Here is an 18,392-nt window from a genome sequence, read left to right as displayed (position 1 = left end):
GCAAAGCCTTCATCAAGGATTCATCGAGGAGTCGACACGGATGCAAAAATCGAAAGGACGCGGCCATGGCGCTTGACCTGTTTCGCGGCGTGCGGCCGCTGACCCGCGCGGGCGCGTTGCGGGACGCGAAGGCAGGCGTCATGCTCGCCTCAATGAATATCCCGCAGTTGCTCGGCTACGCGCGCATCGCGGGCATGCCCGCCGTGACCGGCATTTACACGGGCTTTCTGCCGTTGATCGCGTTCGCGCTGTTCGGCGCATCGCGTCACCTTGTGGTCGCCGCCGACTCTGCCACGGCCACGATCTTCGCCAGCAAGCTGTCGACCATGGCGTCGCCCGCCAGCGCGGAGTATGTCGCGCTGGCCGGCATGACGGCGCTGCTCACGGCCGTGACCCTGTTGCTCGCGCGCATCTTCAAGCTGGGCTTTCTCGCCGACTTTCTGTCGCGCACGGTGCTGGTGGGCTTTCTCACCGGCGTAGGCATGCAGGTGGGCGTGGCGATGCTCGGCGACATGGTGGGCATTCCGTTCACCTCGCGGCGCACGGTGTTGCAGATCAAGCAGATCGTGCTGCAGTTCAACGCGATTCACTGGCAGACGCTGGCGATCTCCGCACTGGTCGTCGCGACAATCCTGATTTTCAAGCGTCTGCGGCCCGGCTGGCCGGTGCCGTTGTTCGCGGTGGTGGGCGGCATCGCCGCGAGCGCCAGTTTCGATTTCGCGGGCCACGGCATTGCGATAACCGGCCCGGTTGCGGGCGGCCTGCCGCACATTGCGTTTCCCGCCGTCGACTGGTTCCAGATGGTCGACCTGCTGCAGGTAGCGGCGTCGTGCTTCGTGATTATCGTGGCGCAGAGCGCTGCGACAAGCCGCGCGTTCGCCGAAAAGTACGGCGAGCGTGTCGACGAGGATCGCAACCTCCTGGGCCTCGCGGCGGCCAATGTGACGGCGGCATTTAGCGGCGCTTTCGTCGTCAACGGCAGTCCCACGCAAACGGCGATGGGCGAGCAGGCTGGCGCGCGCAGCCAGTTCGCACAACTGGTTTTCGCGGGCGTCGTGGTGATCGTGCTGCTGTTCCTGAGCAACTGGCTCCAGTACCTGCCGCGCTGTGTGCTGGCCGCGATCGTCTTCACGATCGCGGTTGGGCTCGTGCATATCGGACAACTGATCGATATTCGCGCGGAAAGTCGCGGCGAGTTTCGTCTCGCGGTAGTGACCGCGGTTTCGGTGGTCGTGATCGGCGTGGAAAACGGCATTCTCATCGCGATCGGGTTGTCCTTGCTGCGTCATGTGCGCCACAGCTATCGCCCGCACACGATGGTGCTGATGCCGAACGAGGACGGACGCTGGATGCCCGTGCCCGCACAAGCGGGGCAGATGACCGCGCCGGGTTTGATCGTTTACCGCTTTGGCGCAGACCTTTTCTACGCGAACGATCATTTTTTCGTCGACAATATTCGACGCCTGATCGACGGTGCGCCGACTCCGGTGAAGTGGCTCGTGATCGATGCTGCAGCCATTACCGATGTCGATTATTCGGCAGGTCGTTCGGTCAACGAATTGTGCGAATCGCTGCGCAATAGCGGTGTGCAAGTGATTTTCGGACGCGTGAACCGCTATCTGCGCGCGGACATGAACCGGCACGGCATCACGCCGGTAGTCGGCGCGGAGAATCTCTACACCACCTTGCACGAGGCGCTCGCCGCCGTGCATCCCGAACTCGGCGAGCACGCCGACGCCTGATTCAAGGCGCATCGACTTCGACGCCCGGCACTGGAACCCTCCACGGCCGGGCGTTTTTCCTTCCGTGCGCCCTACACGGAAACTACTTAAAAGCCTCCTGAAAAACCCTGATTGCCCGCAAGAATTCGCGGCTGATATCGTGCGCCTCAAGCGCTGTGGAAGCGCTTCCACTCCCACCACCGGAAGGCCGGACGGCGATGCTGTCCGCTGACCGCTCAGACCTCGCGCAGGAGCTTTCGTGACGCACGATTCAGCCGCTTCGCCGCATTCCGCATCGACCGCCATTCTCGAAGACGACGCCTTTACGCCGTCGCCCGATTCCGCGCTCTGGCGCCGCGACTTCCTGCTGGGCGCGGCCACTGCGTCCTATCAGATCGAAGGCGCGGCGACCGAGGACGGCCGCCTGCCATCGATCTGGGACACCTTCAGCGCCACGCCCGGCAAGGTGCTGGCCGGCGACACGGGCGCGGTGGCCTGCGATCACTACCATCGCTGGGCGGGCGACCTCGATCTGCTCAAGGATCTGAATTTCGAGGCCTATCGCTTCTCGATCGCCTGGCCGCGCGTGATGGATGCGTCGGGCCGCGCCAACCCGAAGGGCATCGCGTTCTACAAGCGCCTGCTCGAACGCCTGAAAGAGCAGGGCATCCAGACCTACGCAACGCTCTATCACTGGGACTTGCCGCAGCACCTGGAAGACCGTGGCGGCTGGCTCAACCGTGACACGGCCTACCGCTTCGCCGACTATGCCGACCTGATGAGCCGCGAACTCACGGGCCTCGTCGATGCGTGGATGACGCTCAACGAACCGTGGTGCTCGGCGTATCTGGGCTACGGCAACGGCCATCACGCGCCGGGCCTGTCGAACCCGCGCTATCCGACCCAGGCGATGCACCATCTGCTGCTGGGCCACGGCCTTGCGACCCAGGTGCTGCGCGCCAACGATGCGAAGTCGGCCAAGGGCATCGTCGCGAACGTCGGACGCGGCACGCCGCATTCGCAGACGCCCGCCGATATCACCGCCGCGCGCCGCTTCGAAGTGCAGCACAACGCCTGGATCCTCGACCCGCTGCTCAAGGGCGAATATCCGGCCGAGCTGTTCGAGCTCTGGCCGGGCACCGAGCCGCTCGTACTCGACGGCGACATGGACACGATCGCCGCGCCGCTGGACTTCCTCGGCATCAACTACTATTTCCGCACCAACGTGAAAAGCGACGGCGCGCACGGCTTTACTGAAGTCCCACTGCCGGGCGTCGAGCGCACGCAGATGGGCTGGGAAGTCCATCCCGACGGCCTGCGCGACCTGCTGGTGGGGTTCCACGACACCTACGACAACCTGCCGCCCATCTACATCACCGAGAACGGCATGGCCTCGGACGACAGCGTGCTGGACGGCGAAGTCGTCGATACGCAGCGCATCGCGTTCCTCAAGCGCCATCTGGCAGCGGTCGACGCGGCGATCAAGAAGGGCGTCGACGTGCGCGGCTATTTCGTGTGGTCGCTGCTCGACAACTTCGAATGGGCATTCGGTTATGAGCGGCGCTTTGGCGTCGTGCATGTCGATTACGACACGCAAAAGCGCACCAAAAAGCGCAGCGCCGAGTTGATCGCGCGCTTTATCGCCGAGCGCAACGCCCGCGAGGGCAACTAAGCGGTCGCTAGCGTCATTGCGTCATTGCTGTACCGGCTGCGCGCCGCGAGAATGCGTCAACAGGGGAAGTAAAAAAGCCGCTGAACCGCGCGCGCACAGCCACCCGTATCACCGCGACAGTTTGACTTCATCTACCTGTATAGAAAGCCGGCATAACCGGAGGAGACGTAATGAAGCAAAACGCACCTGTCCTGCGCGGCATCGTCGCCGCGCTGGCATTGGCCGGAGCGCTCGGCGCCCACGCGGCCGACGCGCCGCTCAAGGCCAATGTGATTCACTGGTGGACATCGGGCGGCGAATCGGCCGCCATCAAGCAGTTCGCGCAAGCCTACGACCAGGCGGGCGGCCAGTGGGTCGACAACGCAGTCGCGGGCGCCGACCAGGCGCGCGCCACGGCAATCAACCGCATCGTCGGCGGCGATCCGCCCACCGCCGCGCAGTTCAACACCTCGAAGCAGTTTCACGACCTCATCGACCAGGGACTCCTGAACAATGTCGATGCGGTCGCCGCGAAGGAAAACTGGAACGGCATCCTGCCCGAACCGGTGCTCAACCAGATCAAGGTCAACGGCCACTTTTACGCCGCGCCCGTCGATATCCATATGCAGGACTGGTTCTTCTACTCGAAGCCCGTGTTCGCGAAAGCGGGCATCGCCAGCGAGCCGAAGAGCATGGACGAACTGTTCGCCGATCTCGACAAGCTCAAGGCGGCCGGGGTGATTCCGCTCGCGCTCGGCGGCCAGGCCTGGCAGGAGAAGATCACCTTCGACGCGATCTTCGCCGACATGGATCGCAATCTCTACATGAAGGTCTATCGCGACCGCGACGCCGGCGCCGTCAACTCGCCCGCCTTCAAGAACGTGCTCGCGACCTTCAAGCGCCTGCACAACTATGTCGATGCGGGCTCGCCGGGGCGCAACTGGAACGACGCGACGGCGCTCGTGATTTCGGGCAAGGCCGGCATGCAGATCATGGGCGACTGGGCCAAGGGCGAGTTCTCCAACGCGAAACAGGTCGCGGGCAAGGACTTCGGCTGCTTCCCGGGTTTCGCGAACTCGCCGTACATGATCGCGGGCGACGCCTTCGTGTTCCCGAAGACCGACAACCCGCAAGCCGTAAAGGCGCAACAGCTGCTGGCGTCGGTGATGACGTCGCCCAAGGCGCAGGCCGCGTTCAGCGAGAAGAAGGGCTCGATTCCGATTCGCCTTGACGTGGATACCGCGGGCTTCGACGTCTGCGCGAAGGAGGGCATGAACATCATGAAGGACAAGGCGCGCCAGTTGCCGAACCCGGAAATGCTGATTCCGCCCGATGTGCAGGGCTCGCTCCAGGACGTCATCACCAACTTCTGGAACAAGAACCAGTCGGTGGACGACGCGCAGAAAGCGTTCGCCTCGGCGATCAAGAGCTGACGGCCCATGTACGCGCTCAAGCTGGACGAAACCAAACAGCGGTCGAAACGGCAGGCGCGTGCAGTGCGCCCCATGCGGCGGCGCATCTCGCTCGCCGCATGGATCGCGCTGCTGCCGATGGCGGCCACGGTCGTGTTCGCGTATCTGGGCACGATGCTCTGGACGGCGCGCGTGTCGATGAGCTATTCGCGCTCGCTGCCGTCCAATACGTTCGCTGGCGTGACGCAGTACGTGCGCCTCTTCAACACCGAACGCTGGATCGTGTCGCTGCAAAACCTCGCCATCTACGGCGTGTGTTTTATCGTCGCCTGCCTCGCGATCGGGCTGCTGCTGGCCATTTTCATCGACCAGCGCGTGGCCGCCGAAGGTGCGCTGCGCACGGTCTTCCTCTATCCGTATGCGATGTCGTTCGTCGCAACCGGCCTCGTGTGGCAATGGATCCTGAATCCGGAGCTGGGCGTGCAGGCGGTGCTGCGGCAGATGGGCTTCGAACATGCGCAGTTCGACTGGATCGTCTCGCAGCGCTTTGCGATCTACACGCTCGTGATCGCGACCGTGTGGCAGGCGTCGGGCCTCGTGATGGCGCTGCTGCTCGCGGGGCTGCGCGGCATCGACGAGGAGATCTGGAAGGCCGCGCGTCTCGACGGCATTCCGCGCTGGCGCGTCTACGCGAGCATCGTCGTGCCGATGCTCAAGACGTCCGTGTCCACGGCCTTCGTGCTGCTGTTCGTGATGGTCGTGAAGCTCTACGACGCCGTCGTCGCGATGACCCAGGGCGGCCCCGGCACGGCAAGCGAAGTGCCCGGCAAGTTCATCATGGACTACCTGTTCAATCGCGCGAATATCGGCCTGGCGTCGGCTGCGTCGATCGTGCTGCTGGCCACGGTGCTCGCGATCCTCGCGCCCGTCCTGTACGCGAGAAACCGCATGGCCAGCAAAGGAGAGCGAGCATGAGCGCGCCACTGACCGATTCCGCAGGCGCCATCCCACGCGTGGCGCGCCGTGCGCCCGGCACGAAGGGCAAGCCCAGGCGCAGCCGCCTGACGCCCGCGCGCCTGGGTATCTATGGCTTCCTGATTATTGCCGCCCTGTTTTTCCTGCTGCCGCTCTACGTGATGCTCGTGACGTCGGTGAAGCCGATGGAGGAAATCCGTCTCGGCCATCTGCTGGCGCTGCCGCGTCACCTGACGTTTGCGCCCTGGCAGGACGCCTGGGCTTCAGCGTGTACGGGGCTGGAATGCGCGGGCATCCGCGTGGGCTTCTGGAACTCCGTGCGCATCGTCGTGCCCAGCACGATCATCTCGATCGCCATGGGCGCGGTGAACGGCTATGCGCTCTCGTTCTGGAAGCCGCGCGGCGCGGGCGTGCTGTTCGCGGTGCTGCTCATGGGTGCCTTCATCCCTGTGCAGGTGATGGTCTATCCGCTCGTGCGCGTGCTGGCGACGGTGCACCTGTTCAGCTCGCTGCCCGGCATCGTGGTGATCCACACGATCTTCGGCATGCCGGTGATGACGCTGCTGTTCCGCAACTACTATGCGTCGCTGCCGCAGGAGCTGTTCAAGGCGGCGCGCATCGACGGCGGCGGCTTCTGGCGCATCTTCGCGCAACTGATGCTGCCGATGTCGGTGCCCATCATCGTGGTCGCCATCATCATGCAGGTCACCGGCATCTGGAACGACTACATCCTGGGCCTCGTGTTCGCGGGCACGCACAACCTGCCGATGACCGTGCAGCTCAACAACATCATCAACACCACCACCGGCGAGCGGCTCTACAACGTCAACATGGCCGCGACGATTCTCACTTCGCTCGTGCCGCTGGCGATCTATTTCGTGTCGGGGCGCTGGTTCGTACGCGGGATCGCGTCGGGCGCGGTGAAAGGGTGAAAGCAGGGCTCAACACGAAACGAACGAGAGACGAACGATGACGAATCTGGCGAACGTATCGGTGCGCAACCTGCGCATCGAGCTTGGGGCGAACACCGTGATCGAGGCCCTCGACCTCGATGTGCGCGCCGGCGAATTCGTGGTGCTGCTCGGCCCCTCGGGCTGCGGCAAGTCCACCTTGCTGCACAGCATCGCGGGCCTGATCGACGTGACGGACGGCAGCATCGAGATCGGCGGCGAGGACATGACCTGGGCCGATCCGAAAGATCGCGGCGTGGCGCTCGTGTTCCAGTCCTACGCGCTGTATCCGACCATGAACGTGGAGCGCAACATGTCGTTCGCGCTGCGCATCAACGGCACGCCCAAGCCCGAGATCGAGCGCCGCGTGAAGCGCGCCGCCGATATGCTCCAGCTCGGCCCGCTGCTTTCGCGCAAGCCCGCGCAGCTTTCCGGCGGCCAGCGCCAGCGCGTGGCGATCGGCCGGGCGCTGGTGCGCGAGGCGGACGTCTTCCTGTTCGACGAACCGCTGTCGAACCTCGACGCCAAACTGCGCACCGAGCTGCGCCGCGAACTGAAGCAACTGCATCAGCAACTGGGCGCAACGATGATCTATGTGACGCACGACCAGGTGGAGGCGATGACGCTCGCCACGCGCATGGCCGTGATGAAGGGCGGCGTGATCCAGCAATTCGGCACGCCCGCCGAAGTCTACGCACGTCCCGAGAACCTGTTCGTCGCGACTTTTCTCGGCACGCCGCCGATGAACCTGCTGCGCGGCACGCTCCAGGCCGACGAAGGCAAACTGTGGTTCCGCGGCCCGCAACTGTCTGTCGACGTGACGAACTACGCGTTCAAGGGCGCGCCCGACCTCACGCGGCCCTGCGTGCTGGGCGTGCGCCCCGAGGACGTGCGCGCGGGCGGGCGGGGCGCCGCGCAGCAGGAGCCGCTGAAAGGCACGCTCACGTTAGTCGAACCGATGGGTAATCACCGCGTGCTCTGGCTCGATTATCATGGCGTCCAGATCGCGTCGATCGATCAGGACAAGGCGCCGCTGGCAAGCGGTGCGCCGGTGCCGTTCGAGATCGATGTCCAGCATGTCTCGCTGTTCGACGAAGCGGGCGGCGAGCGACTCTGAGGCAGCACTGAAGCAACACCAAAGCACTGTTCAAGCGCCCCCGATACGACAAAAGACCAAGGGAAGAACCAGACGTGGCAACCCTGAAAGACGTGGCAACACTCGCTGGCGTGGGCCTGTCCACGGCCTCGCGGGCGATCTCGGGCAAGGGGCCGGTGTCGGCCGACGCGGCCGCGCGCGTGCAGGCCGCGATCGAGCAACTGAACTTCCGGCCTTCGTCGATCGGCCGGGCGATGGCGACGCAGTCGCTTGGCATCATCGGCATTTTTGTGCCGACGTTTTTCGGCTCGTACTACGGCACGATCCTCAAGGAGACCGATACCGAGCTGCGCGCGGTGCGCCGTCACGTCGTGGTGGCGACCGGTTGCGGCGAAGCCTCGCCGCGCGAGCAGGCCATCGAGGCGGTGCGTTTCCTGATCGGCCGCGATTGCGATGGCGTAGTGGTCATCAGCCACGATCTGCACGACGACGATCTGGGCATGCTGCACGCACTGCATCCGCGCATGGCGTTCCTGAACCGCGCCTTCGACCAGATGCCCGAGGCGTCGTTTTGCGCGGATCACTTTCACGGCGGCGAGCTCGCTGCGCGCACGCTGATCGAGCACGGCCACCGCGAAATCGCGGCCATCGGCGGCACGGCCAGTTCCTCGGACAATCAGGCGCGTCTGGATGGTTTCTTCGCCGAACTGGAGCGCCAGGGCATTGCGCGTGAACAGGTGCCGCTCGTCGTGTCGGACTTCTCGCCCGAGGGCGGTTATGCGGCGGCGGGCAAGCTGCTCGATTCGAAGCGGCGTTTCACGGGCCTGTTCTGCGCGAACGACACGATGGCAATGTCGGCGCTCGCGCGCCTGCAGCATGCGGGGATTTCGGTGCCGCGCGATGTGTCCGTGATCGGCTATGACGATGATTATTCGGCGGCCTATATGGCCCCGGCGCTCACCTCCGTCCATATCCCGACGGCCGAACTCACGCGCAACGCCGTGCGCTGGCTCATCAACCAGTGTTACGGCACGGACTGGGAAATCGAGCGCCGCTTCGACGTAAGCGTGACGATGCGCGCCTCGGTCGCGCAGGCCGATCCTGCACGACTCGCCGCGCGGCTCAGGTAACGTCAGTACACCAGCGGCACGCGGTTATAGGCGTAATCGGGATCCTGATAGCCGTCCGCTTTCTGGCGGCGCGGCAGCTTGACCTTCTCGCGCGGCACCTCCTCGTAGGGCACCTTGCTCAACAGGTGCGCGATGATGTTCAGCCGCGCGCGCTGCTTGTCGTCCCCATGCAGGAAATACCAGGGCGCGAAATTCGTATCGGTTTTCTCGAACATCTCGTCGCGCGCACGCGAGTAGTCATACCAGCGATGGTAGGACTCCAGATCCATCGGCGAGAGTTTCCAGATCTTGCGTTCGTCGGTGATGCGCGCTTCAAGGCGGCGCGTCTGCTCCTCGGGGCTGACGTCGAGCCAGTATTTCAGCAGGATCACGCCTGAATGCACGATGGCGCGCTCGATCAGCGGCACCGACACCAGAAACTCCTGCACCTGCTCCGGCGTGCAGAAACCCATCACGCGCTCGACGCCCGCGCGGTTGTACCAGCTGCGGTCGAAGATCACGACTTCGCCCGCAGCGGGCAGATGCGGCAGGTAGCGCTGGAAATACATCTGGCTCTTTTCGCGCTCGGTGGGCGCGGGCGTGGTGACGACGCGGAACACGCGCGGATTGACGCGCTCCGTGATCGCCTTGATGGTGCCGCCTTTGCCGGCGCCGTCGCGGCCCTCGAACAGGACGCAGACCTTCGCGCCGCTTTTCACCACCCATTCCTGCATCTTCACGAGTTCTTCGTGCAGGTGGCGCAGCGTCTTTTCATAGGCCTTGTCGCTGAGTTTTTCTTCGGGCTGCGGCGAGGTTGCTTTCGAGGCCTTCTTCGTCTTCGTATCGGACATGGCGTGTATTCCCATCTGACGTGAGGTGAACTGAGGCGGCGCTGCTGCCGGCATGTCGATGAGCGCTGCGTTCTGCGCCCCTGAGCGCTCCTAAGTGCATCGCCGGGTTTGTCATCGTACTGGGCCGCAACGCACTGCGGCGCGCCAGTGGCCGCGCGCATGCAGCGTTCTAGACCGAAATCAAACCGCGCGCCGGTACGCGCCTTGTGTGCAAACGTCGCGCAAGCCTCGCAGGAGGCTGAATGGATCGCGTAAAATCAGGCTCTTTCCTTATCCTGCTCCCCGCTTCAAACGCCATGCACGCGGACAAACCCGACACACCTGCGCTCAAGAAAGAAGAAGGCGTCGCCGTCATCGACCGCGCGTGTGCAATCCTGTTCGCGTTCCGTCCCGACGACCGGGCGCTCACGCTCGCCGAACTCGCGGCCCGCACGGGCCTCTACAAGAGTACGCTCCTGCGGCTAGCGGGCGCGCTGATCCAGCATCGCCTGCTGCTGCGTCTGGACGACGGACGCTATCAGCTTGGGGCCGCCACGTTCGCGCTGGGCGCCCTTTATCAGCGCAGCCTCAATCTGGGCGACATCCTGCTGCCGCTGATGCGCGAGCTTGCGGAAAAGAGCGGGGAGAGCGTTTCGTTTTACGTGCGCGACAACGCGGTGCGCGTCTGCCTGCATCGGGTGGATTCGAAACATGTGGTACGCCACCACGTGCGCGAGGGCGACGTGCTGCCGCTTGAAACAGGCTCGGGCGGGCGGGCGCTGCTCGCCTTCGGCGGCGAGCCGGGCGAGAGCTTCGATGAGACGCGACGCGCGTTCTACTGCATGTCGGTGGGCGAGCGCGATCGCGAGACCTCGGGCGTGTCGATGCCGGTGTTCGGCGTGCACGACACGTTGCGCGGCGTGATGACGCTTGCGGGGCCGAGCTCGCGCATCGACCGCGCCTTCGTCGAAGCCAACCTCGACGCGCTGTTCGACTGCGCCGCGCGCGCGACCGATGCGCTTGGCGGCGACTCGCGCGCGCTGCGGGCTGCGCAACGCGCGCGTTCGGGCAGCTAGCGCTGCGTTCCGTCCAGGTGGCGGCGCGCCGGGCCTGTGTACGCATAGGCCATCTGGCGCGGCATCGGCCCTTTGTTGCGCTCCCCGCGCCCGCGCTGCTCCCACGCGTGCGCCAGAATGCCAACGGCGCGCGACAGACAGAAGACGCCGCGTGCAAGTTCGGGCGCGAAGCCCAGTTCGGCATAAATCACGGCGGTGACGCCGTCGATATTCATGGGCACCGGCTTGTCCTTGCGCTTCTTCAGCAGCGCCTCGACGCCGCGCGCGATCAGCGCGTAGCGCCCGCCGATAACGCCCGATTCCACGCGCGCATCGACCATTTCCAGCAGGCGGCGCGCGCGCGGATCGACCGGATGAAAGCGGTGGCCGAAGCCCGGCAGGTACTTCCCGTGTTCGGCGATGAAGGCATCGACGCCCGTTTCGACGGCTTCGTCCAGCGTGCGGCCTGCGTCCAGCAGCGCGGCAATCGACGCATAGAGTTCGACCGCCTGCTGGCCTGCGCCGCCATGCACGTCATCGAGCGCATTGAGCGCCGAAGCCATCGCGCCGTTCAGCGGCAATCCGCAGCTCGTCGCCATGCGCGAAATTGCAATCGACGGCGCGTGCGGGCCGTGATCCACTGAAGCGACCAGCGCTGCTTCAAGCAATGCGGCTTCATCGTCCCCTGGGAGTTCGCCGCGCAGCATCAGCCAGATCATCTGCGGGAAGCTCACGCGGCCGATCAGTTCCTGGATCGGATAGCCGCGCACGGCAATCGAGCCGGGGTGGATGTCGATGATCGAGGTGCTCCAGTAGTCGGCGCACAGCGCAGCGAGGTCGGCGTTCTTCGTTTCGTTTGTCATGTTCAGATCACTCCTTGCGCGCGCAACGTTTCGACCTGCGCGGCGTCGTAGCCAAGTTGTGCGAGCGTTTCGCGCGTGTGCGCGCCGAGCGTCGGTGCAGGCGAGGAGGGCGCGGCATCGGCGTCGCCCAGGCACAGGCCCGCGCGCGTGACGCGTTGCGCGGCTTCACCGTGCGCCGGCGCGAATTCGCGCACGAAGCGGCGCTCGGCCAGATGGGGATGCGCGAGAACCTGCGGCACCGTCAGCACGCGGCCCACGGGCACGCCGCGCGCGAGCAGCTTCGTTTCCCAGTTCGCGGCGCTGTCGGCGGCGAGGGCGGCTTCGATCTCGGCCTTGAGTTCGGCGCGATGCTGCTTGCGCAGATGGCGCGCGGCGAACCGTTCATCGCGCGGCAGGTCGGCGCGGCCGATCACGTCGCACAGGCTCTCGAACTGACGCGTTTCGTTGGCGGCGATGTTGAGCAGGCCGTCGCCCGTCGCGAAGGTGCCCGAGGGCGCGGCGGTGAAATTTTCGTTGCCCATCGGCGTGGGCTCGACACCTGCGTTCAGGTAGTTCGACACGACCCAGCCCATGGTCGCAAGCGTCGCTTCGAGCATCGAGACATCGATCCTGCGGCCACGTCCGCTCGTGCGTGCATCGACCAGCGCCGCACAGATGCCGAATGCAGCGGTGAGGCCGCCTACGGTGTCCGAGACGGGATAGCCCACGCGCAGCGGTGCGCTGTGCGCGTCGCCGGTCACGCTCATCACACCGGCCATGCCCTGGATGATCTGGTCGTAAGCGGGGCGCGGCGCGAGTTCGCCGCTTTCGCCGAAGCCCGAAATCGCGCAGTAGACAAGGCGCGGATTCAATTCGGATAGCTTATCGAATCCCAGCTCCAGTCGATCCATCACGCCTGGGCGGAAATTCTCGACCAGCACGTCGGCGTCTTTCACGAGATCGCGCAGGATCGCCTTGCCGCGCGCATCCTTGAGGTTCAGCGTGATCGAGCGCTTGCCCGCGTTCACGGCCACGAAGGACGCGCCCATGTTGCGGGCGGCGGCGTCCTTGTCCGCACCCAGGCGGCGCGCGAGATCGCCGCCTTCGGGATGCTCGACCTTGGTGACTTCGGCGCCGAGCAGCGCCAGTTGATAGGCGCAGAACGGGCCGGCCAGGACGTTCGAAAGATCGAGAACGCGTACTCCAGCTAAAGGCAACATCGTTATTCCAGCCTCTTTTCAGGTTTTCAGATCATTGGGAAATCGATTCGAGCGAGCGGTTGTTGGTGCGCGGCCCAAACAGGCCGATTGCCGCCATCACCATGACCATCGCTCCGGTAATCAGCGCGAACACGCCGGGAACGCCGAAATGGCGCAGCGCGAACGCGATCATGAAACCCGAGAACATCGCGGACAGCCGCGACATCGAATAGACGAAGCCCACCGCCGTGGCGCGCATGCGAGTGGGAAAGAGCTCGACCTGATAGGCGTGGTAACCGACCGACAGCAGCGTGCCGCCAAGCGTGATGAGCACGCCCAGCACCATCAGCATCGCGGGCGACGTCTGGAAGGCGAACAGCGAGCCGAATACCGCGATGGCAAGCGCCGCGAGCACGATGAGCGTCTTGCGCTCGATGCGGTCGGCGATGGCCATGCCGATCAGCGGGCCGAACGGGTTCGACGCGGCGATCACGAAGGAATAGAGCAGGCCATGCGTGACCGTCACGCCCTTGGAAACCAGCAGCGTGGGCACCCAGGACGCGAAGCCGTAAAAGCCAATCGCCTGAAACAGGTTGAAGACGAGCAGGGTGATCGTGCGGCGGCGATACGGCGGCTGCCAGATCTCGGCGAAACGGGCTTTGGTGTGCGCCTGCGGGGTCACGCTCGCCGCGTCGGTTGAGGGCGCTGGCAAAGGGCGCCCATACTGCGCTTCCACTTTGGCTTCGAGCTTCGTCAGGATGCGCGCGGCTTCTTCGTGACGACCGCGCTGCGCAAGCCAGCGCGGGCTTTCCGGCACGCGGCGGCGGATCGCCCAGGCAATCAGCGCACCACACGCGCCGAACATCACCACCCAGCGCCAGCCGTCGAAGCCCAGCGGCGTACGCGGCACGAACCACCACGCGAGCAGCGCGACCGAGGGCACCGCCGTGTACTGCACGAGATGCACGAATGCGAACGCGCGTCCGCGCATGTGCCGCGGCACGAGTTCGCTCACGTAGGTATCGATGGTGACGAGTTCGATGCCGACGCCAATGCCCGCGATCAGCCGCCACAGATTGATGGCGGGCGCGGACGTCTGCATCGCCATGACGAAGGTGGCCGCCGAATACCAGAGCAGCGAGGCCGTGAACATCGTGCGCCGGCCATAGCGGTCGGCCAGCCCCGTGAAACAGAACGTGCCGATAAACAGCCCCGCGAACGATGCCGCCACGAACGCGCCCAGCCCCGAAAAGCCGAAGAACGATGCGGTGGTCGTCGAGTAAAGCCCGCTCTTGACGAGCCCCGGCCCGACGTAGGCGGTGAAGAACAGATCGTAGAACTCGAACCAGCCGCCAAACGAGAGCAGCAGCACGAGCGTCCAGACCGCGCGGGTGGCGGGCAGGCGGTCAATACGCGCGTTGATCTGCGCCGCGTCGCCGTGCGCGGCAGGGTCGCGGGACGACGCGTGAGTCGCGTCGAGCGGCAGACTGGACATGGTGGCTCCTCCTGAGCACGGGCTACGGTTTGGCGGCGCGCAATGCACCTGCCGTCTCTTGCCGTTCTATCTGATAGAACGGCGTTCTATAAATTTCATGCGAATGATACAGCGGCGAAATCGACGATCCGACCAGGGCTTTCACCGAGCGTGGCGAGCGGGATCGTTGCTGGACGCGCCACTCGAAAAAACCGGTGCGCCCAGTGGCGCATTCATGTGACGGAGCGGTCTGGACGCTGCTAAGCTCGACAATACGAAGCGCGCGTCATCACTGCGTTATCTCCTTGAAGCGTCGCGCACTTCGCCGGCCGTTGCCTGCTTTTTCTGCCTCGCTCGAATGACGGGGCAGCGGGCAAAAGTGAAGAGCAGCAGCCGGACAAGGCGAACTTTCAGTCAGGAGACGACGTGAACAAAAGAGTCTTCCCTGGAGTCACTGCGCGCACGTTGCCTTGCAGGTTCGGCACGAAGCTCGCTCTCTCGCTGTCCACGGCGCTGCTGGGCGCCATGACACTCGCGGGCTGCGCGCATCAGGAGCCCTTCCACGAACATGTGCCGGCGCAGTCGAACGTGCCGTCGCCGCTCAACGATCTCGGCGCCGACGCGAGCGGCAATAACGGCAACGGCGGCGCGTCGAGCGCGATCGATGCGCACGCAACCGATGCGCTCGATGCGATGGGCGCGTACCTGCGCACGTTGCACGCGTTCGAAGTCGATGCCGATACGGCCACCGATGTCGTGCTCGACAATGGCCAGAACGCCGCGCTGTTGCACCACACGGTGCTCAAGGTGAAGCGACCCAACCGCCTGCGCGCCGACATCACGGGTAACGGCAATGTGCGCGGCATGGTCTACGACGGTCGCCGTTTCACGATCTACAACCAGAAAAAGGGCTTCTACGCGCGGCAGGACGCGCCGCCGACGCTCGACGGACTGGTTCACGATCTCGCCAGCAACTGGCATATCGAAGCGCCGCTTGCCGACCTGTTCTACTGGGGCAACGGCAAGCCCGACGATCAGTCGATCCAGGCGGCGCAGATCATCGGCGTGGAGAAAGTCGACAAGCGCAGCTGCACGCACTATGCGTACCGGCAAAGCGGTGCGGACTGGGAGCTGTGGATCGAAACGGGCCGCCGGCCGCTGCCGTGCAAAATGATCATCACCGATACGACCCAGACCTCACGCCCGCGCCACGAGGTCACGTATCACTGGAAGCTCAACCCGTTGTTCGCGCCTTCGACATTCGTGTTTCATGCGCGTGCCGGGGCGCGCGAGATCGCGCTCAAACCCGCGGATCGTTCGCCATATGAGGAGGCCGAATGATGAACGGCAACTCTGCGCAACGGGTGATCGCGGCGGCGCTCGCGGTGTCGGTGACGCTGGCCTCGGGTGAGGCGCTGGCGTTTCGCGGCATGGCGCGCACGAGCATCCATCCGATGGGTGGGAACTTCGGCGGCGGCACACAGATGCCGACGCGGCCGGGATTTAACGGGGGCGGTGAGTATCACGGCGGCGGACAGCCCGGGCCGCAGCCGCATCCCCCAGCGCCGCAGCCAAATCCGAATCCGAATCCCCATCCGCCTGGGCCTGGGCCCGGGCCGCAGCCGCATCCACCGGGGCCGCCGCCAGGCCCTGGGCCGCATCCTCCCGCGCCGCCGCCTCCACCACCTCCGCCGCCCGGATACTGGGGCGGCGGCTGGTACGTCGATCCAGTCGCCGCTGCGGTGACGGTTGGCATCACCGCAGCCGTGGTCGGATCGATGGTCGCGACCCTGCCGCCTGCATGCACGACGATCGTGGTCGGCGGCGCAACGTACGAGCAGTGCGGCGAGACGTGGTATCAGCCGCAATACGTCGGCGCCCAGGTGCAGTACGTCGTGGTGAACGCGCCGCGGTAAGGCTCAGGGGCTCAGGGTTCGCGGGCGTCCACCTGCGCGCCCGCGAGCGCCCATTGCACGGCGGCGTCGAACATCGACTGGCCATCGGCGCTGAGATGTTCGAAGCTGCGGTTGCCGAGAAACACCGCCACGCGCCGCGCCGGCGCGATGAAGTCGTAATCCATCGTCGCGCCTTTTTCGTAGCCAAACAGCACCGCGTGGTCGGGCTCGCCGGGAACCGTGGCGACCACGGTCGCCCCCGGCGCCGGACGCCCCCAGCCCATCTCGCCATCGCGCGGATAAACCCAGCGCTTGCCCGCCGCGACGCCGCCCGCGAGCGGACTCGGCGCATTCACGACGTTGACGTAATGCTCCTTGGCGAGTTCGCCGAAATCCACGCCCTTGCGCTGGCCCGTGAAACGCAGCGAATCGAACAGATCCGACTCCCACGTGAGCAACGGCACGCCGATGTCGCGATACGCGGTGCCGACCATGTCGCGCGCGCTCACCACCGACGAAATGATGACGAGCTGGGCGCCGCGCGCATCGACGACCGGCGCCGATTGATCGACCATCGTCACCGCGAAGCCAAGCGATTCGAGGTGCGCGCGAACCTTGTCGTCCTCGGCGCGATCGGCGTGCGCGAGACGCGTGACGTACCAGACAACGGGCTTTGCAGCGAGCAGCCGGGCGGTGGAGGGTGCTTGCTCGCTAGCTGCGGCTGCGCATGGGCCGGCGCGAGCATCGGTGCACCCAGTGCAACGAAGGCTGCGGCGATCGCCAGGCGGCGCAACGGCGCGGCAGCATGGGTGCGCGGAAAAAGGCGGTTCGAGGCGTGAGTCGTTAGCTTGGCAAGCATTGATGAGTATAGGAATAGAAGGTCAGTCGTAGTCGACTTTGCAAATGCGAATCATTTACATTTAACCGTATGCTAACCGCAAGGAAATGTCGCGTAAAGCATCGGCGCGAGCAAATCGCATCGCGACGCGGGGACTTAAGCAAGCCTTAAGCAAGCCCCGACGAGACTGTCGCCTGACTCCGAAACTGTATCCGATGTAATGAGAGCGATTTACGCCGATCTGAAGCGAGCCCGTATGCGTCCGACGTCGAGTCGCGTCGCCGTCCTACAGCTGTTTCACGAATTCCCGACTGAACACATGACCGCCGATCAGGTGTTCCGGCGCGTCCCGCCGGACACCGAGCAATGCAGCCTGGCGAGCGTCTATCGTGCGCTGGCGCAATTGCTGGAAGCCGGGCTGATTACGAACGCGTGGATCGGCGAGCAGCGCGTCGTGTACGAACTCAACCGCGGCACGCGTCATTCGCATCTGGTGTGCAACGACTGCGGCACGATCCGCGATATCGACGACAGCGAACTCGAAATGCAGCACGCCACGATCGCGGCTGCGCGCGAGTTCAGCTATACGAGCGCGAGCCTGGTTATCTTTGGACGTTGCGCTCAATGCGAGGCAGCGCTGGAGGCAGGTGGCCGCAGCGTGAAGGCGCATGCGATAGCCCGAGGGGCGCAATAAGGCTAGCCGGGAAGTCAGGCTGGCTGGGCGAGAGCAGGTTTTTCGCCCGTTTTTGTGATTTTACATAACATAAATTATCGACATTTTATTTTTACAATGGCGAAGCTGAAATGTCCGCTTCTAACCGCCGTTCAGAAAATCCTTAACCCAAAATCATCCAGCGCCTATCTGGCGCATCGCAACTCGCGCGCTACGATACCTCACACGAAATCAGCGTTGTGATCCCGCTCTCAGGTTCCAGCTCAGCCCGATGCTGGAGCTCTTCACGTCGCGCCAGTTGTTGCGACCTTTTTATGCCGCGACAAATGGCCGGCAAGCCCCCAAGCTTGCCGGCCATTTTCCATAGACAGCGGTTAAATGGCTCTTGAACGGCTCTTGAACGTGCCTCAATGCGCCGTGCAGAAAAACGCCTGCGCGCCTTCGCCAGGCGTGAGCCCGGCAATAAACAGACCTTCGAGACGCTGCGCCTTCGCGTCATCCAGCATGAATGGCGGGCGCACGAAGCCCCGCGAGATGGCCTGGTCGAACCACTGGCTCATCCACGCCCGCAATTCGGTTTCATACACCGACAAGACCTCCTGACCTTCCTGCGCTGCCTCGGCTTGCTCGACTCGCATGGGTCGCTCCTTGTGTGGTGTTGATCGTGTCCCT

18 protein-coding genes are annotated in these 18,392 nt (G+C 64.7%); 12 read left to right on the top strand and 6 right to left on the bottom strand.

The window, feature by feature from the left end; translation table 11 throughout:
- Positions 1–65: 65 nt before the first annotated feature.
- From BBA01S_RS00610 to BBA01S_RS00580, 7 genes are all read left to right on the top strand, one after another.
- A complete protein-coding gene (locus BBA01S_RS00610; RefSeq protein ID WP_027814731.1) occupies positions 66–1,742 on the top strand; it encodes a SulP family inorganic anion transporter in 1,677 nt (558 codons plus the stop codon).
- 238 nt (positions 1,743–1,980) lie between these two features.
- Complete coding sequence (locus BBA01S_RS00605) at positions 1,981–3,393, top strand: GH1 family beta-glucosidase (RefSeq protein ID WP_027814730.1); 1,413 nt, start codon at positions 1,981–1,983, stop codon at positions 3,391–3,393.
- A gap of 170 nt (positions 3,394–3,563) precedes the next feature.
- Positions 3,564–4,805 carry an ABC transporter substrate-binding protein gene (locus BBA01S_RS00600; protein WP_027814729.1) on the top strand — a complete coding sequence of 414 codons (1,242 nt, stop codon included), beginning with the start codon at positions 3,564–3,566 and terminating at the stop codon, positions 4,803–4,805.
- Between the two features lie 6 nt (positions 4,806–4,811).
- On the top strand, positions 4,812–5,759 hold the full coding sequence (locus BBA01S_RS00595; protein WP_027814728.1) for a carbohydrate ABC transporter permease: 948 nt from the start codon (positions 4,812–4,814) through the stop codon (positions 5,757–5,759).
- Complete coding sequence (locus BBA01S_RS00590; protein WP_027814727.1) at positions 5,756–6,691, top strand: carbohydrate ABC transporter permease; 936 nt, start codon at positions 5,756–5,758, stop codon at positions 6,689–6,691. The genes BBA01S_RS00595 and BBA01S_RS00590 overlap by 4 nt, the downstream gene beginning before the upstream one ends.
- A 37-nt stretch (positions 6,692–6,728) precedes the next feature.
- A complete protein-coding gene (locus tag BBA01S_RS00585; protein WP_027814726.1) occupies positions 6,729–7,826 on the top strand; it encodes an ABC transporter ATP-binding protein in 1,098 nt (365 codons plus the stop codon).
- A 74-nt stretch (positions 7,827–7,900) separates the two neighbouring features.
- A complete protein-coding gene (locus BBA01S_RS00580) occupies positions 7,901–8,935 on the top strand; it encodes a LacI family DNA-binding transcriptional regulator (RefSeq protein WP_027814725.1) in 1,035 nt (344 codons plus the stop codon).
- Between the two features lie 2 nt (positions 8,936–8,937).
- On the opposite strand, the gene ppk2 is transcribed toward BBA01S_RS00580, so the two are convergent.
- Positions 8,938–9,765, bottom strand: a complete 828-nt coding sequence (ppk2, locus tag BBA01S_RS00575; RefSeq protein WP_027814724.1) for a polyphosphate kinase 2 — start codon at positions 9,763–9,765, stop codon at positions 8,938–8,940.
- Between the two features lie 296 nt (positions 9,766–10,061).
- Here ppk2 and BBA01S_RS39575 point away from each other — a divergent pair, with 296 nt between their 5' ends.
- The gene (locus BBA01S_RS39575; RefSeq protein ID WP_042295526.1) at positions 10,062–10,820 is read left to right on the top strand and encodes an IclR family transcriptional regulator; all 759 of its coding nucleotides are present in this window, start codon (positions 10,062–10,064) and stop codon (positions 10,818–10,820) included.
- On the opposite strand, the gene BBA01S_RS00565 is transcribed toward BBA01S_RS39575, so the two are convergent.
- The 3 genes from BBA01S_RS00565 to BBA01S_RS00555 are packed head-to-tail and all read right to left on the bottom strand — an operon-like array spanning position 10,817 to position 14,335.
- Complete coding sequence (locus tag BBA01S_RS00565) at positions 10,817–11,662, bottom strand: citryl-CoA lyase (protein WP_027814723.1); 846 nt, start codon at positions 11,660–11,662, stop codon at positions 10,817–10,819. The genes BBA01S_RS39575 and BBA01S_RS00565 overlap by 4 nt on opposite strands.
- Before the next feature lie 2 nt (positions 11,663–11,664).
- Positions 11,665–12,861, bottom strand: a complete 1,197-nt coding sequence (locus BBA01S_RS00560) for a CaiB/BaiF CoA transferase family protein (protein ID WP_042295525.1) — start codon at positions 12,859–12,861, stop codon at positions 11,665–11,667.
- A gap of 31 nt (positions 12,862–12,892) precedes the next feature.
- Positions 12,893–14,335: an MFS transporter gene (locus BBA01S_RS00555; RefSeq protein WP_027814721.1), complete on the bottom strand. Its 1,443-nt coding sequence runs from the start codon at positions 14,333–14,335 to the stop codon at positions 12,893–12,895.
- 405 nt (positions 14,336–14,740) lie between these two features.
- Between BBA01S_RS00555 and BBA01S_RS39570 the strand changes: the two genes are divergently transcribed.
- Both BBA01S_RS39570 and BBA01S_RS47770 read left to right on the top strand, forming a co-directional pair.
- The gene (locus BBA01S_RS39570) at positions 14,741–15,655 is read left to right on the top strand and encodes a DUF2092 domain-containing protein (RefSeq protein WP_156965808.1); all 915 of its coding nucleotides are present in this window, start codon (positions 14,741–14,743) and stop codon (positions 15,653–15,655) included.
- Entirely contained in the window at positions 15,655–16,230 is a 576-nt protein-coding gene (locus BBA01S_RS47770; protein WP_042295523.1) for a DUF6515 family protein, read from the top strand. Before BBA01S_RS39570 ends, BBA01S_RS47770 begins: the two co-directional genes overlap by 1 nt.
- 11 nt (positions 16,231–16,241) lie before the next feature.
- On the opposite strand, the gene BBA01S_RS39565 is transcribed toward BBA01S_RS47770, so the two are convergent.
- Entirely contained in the window at positions 16,242–16,784 is a 543-nt protein-coding gene (locus tag BBA01S_RS39565; RefSeq protein ID WP_052391640.1) for a hypothetical protein, read from the bottom strand.
- Between BBA01S_RS39565 and BBA01S_RS46570 the strand changes: the two genes are divergently transcribed.
- Entirely contained in the window at positions 16,773–17,048 is a 276-nt protein-coding gene (locus tag BBA01S_RS46570) for a hypothetical protein (RefSeq protein WP_156965807.1), read from the top strand. The two genes, BBA01S_RS39565 and BBA01S_RS46570, sit on opposite strands and share 12 nt — an antisense overlap.
- Before the next feature lie 219 nt (positions 17,049–17,267).
- Entirely contained in the window at positions 17,268–17,741 is a 474-nt protein-coding gene (locus BBA01S_RS00535; RefSeq protein ID WP_027814719.1) for a Fur family transcriptional regulator, read from the top strand.
- Between the two features lie 386 nt (positions 17,742–18,127).
- Here the strand turns inward: BBA01S_RS00535 and BBA01S_RS00530 are convergent, their stop codons facing one another.
- Entirely contained in the window at positions 18,128–18,358 is a 231-nt protein-coding gene (locus BBA01S_RS00530) for a hypothetical protein (RefSeq protein ID WP_042295519.1), read from the bottom strand.
- Positions 18,359–18,392 lie beyond the last annotated feature (34 nt).

The organism is Paraburkholderia bannensis NBRC 103871, from assembly GCF_000685015.1.
Classification (GTDB): Bacteria; Pseudomonadota; Gammaproteobacteria; order Burkholderiales; family Burkholderiaceae; genus Paraburkholderia; species Paraburkholderia bannensis.
This window is presented reverse-complemented; position numbering and strand designations above follow the sequence as displayed.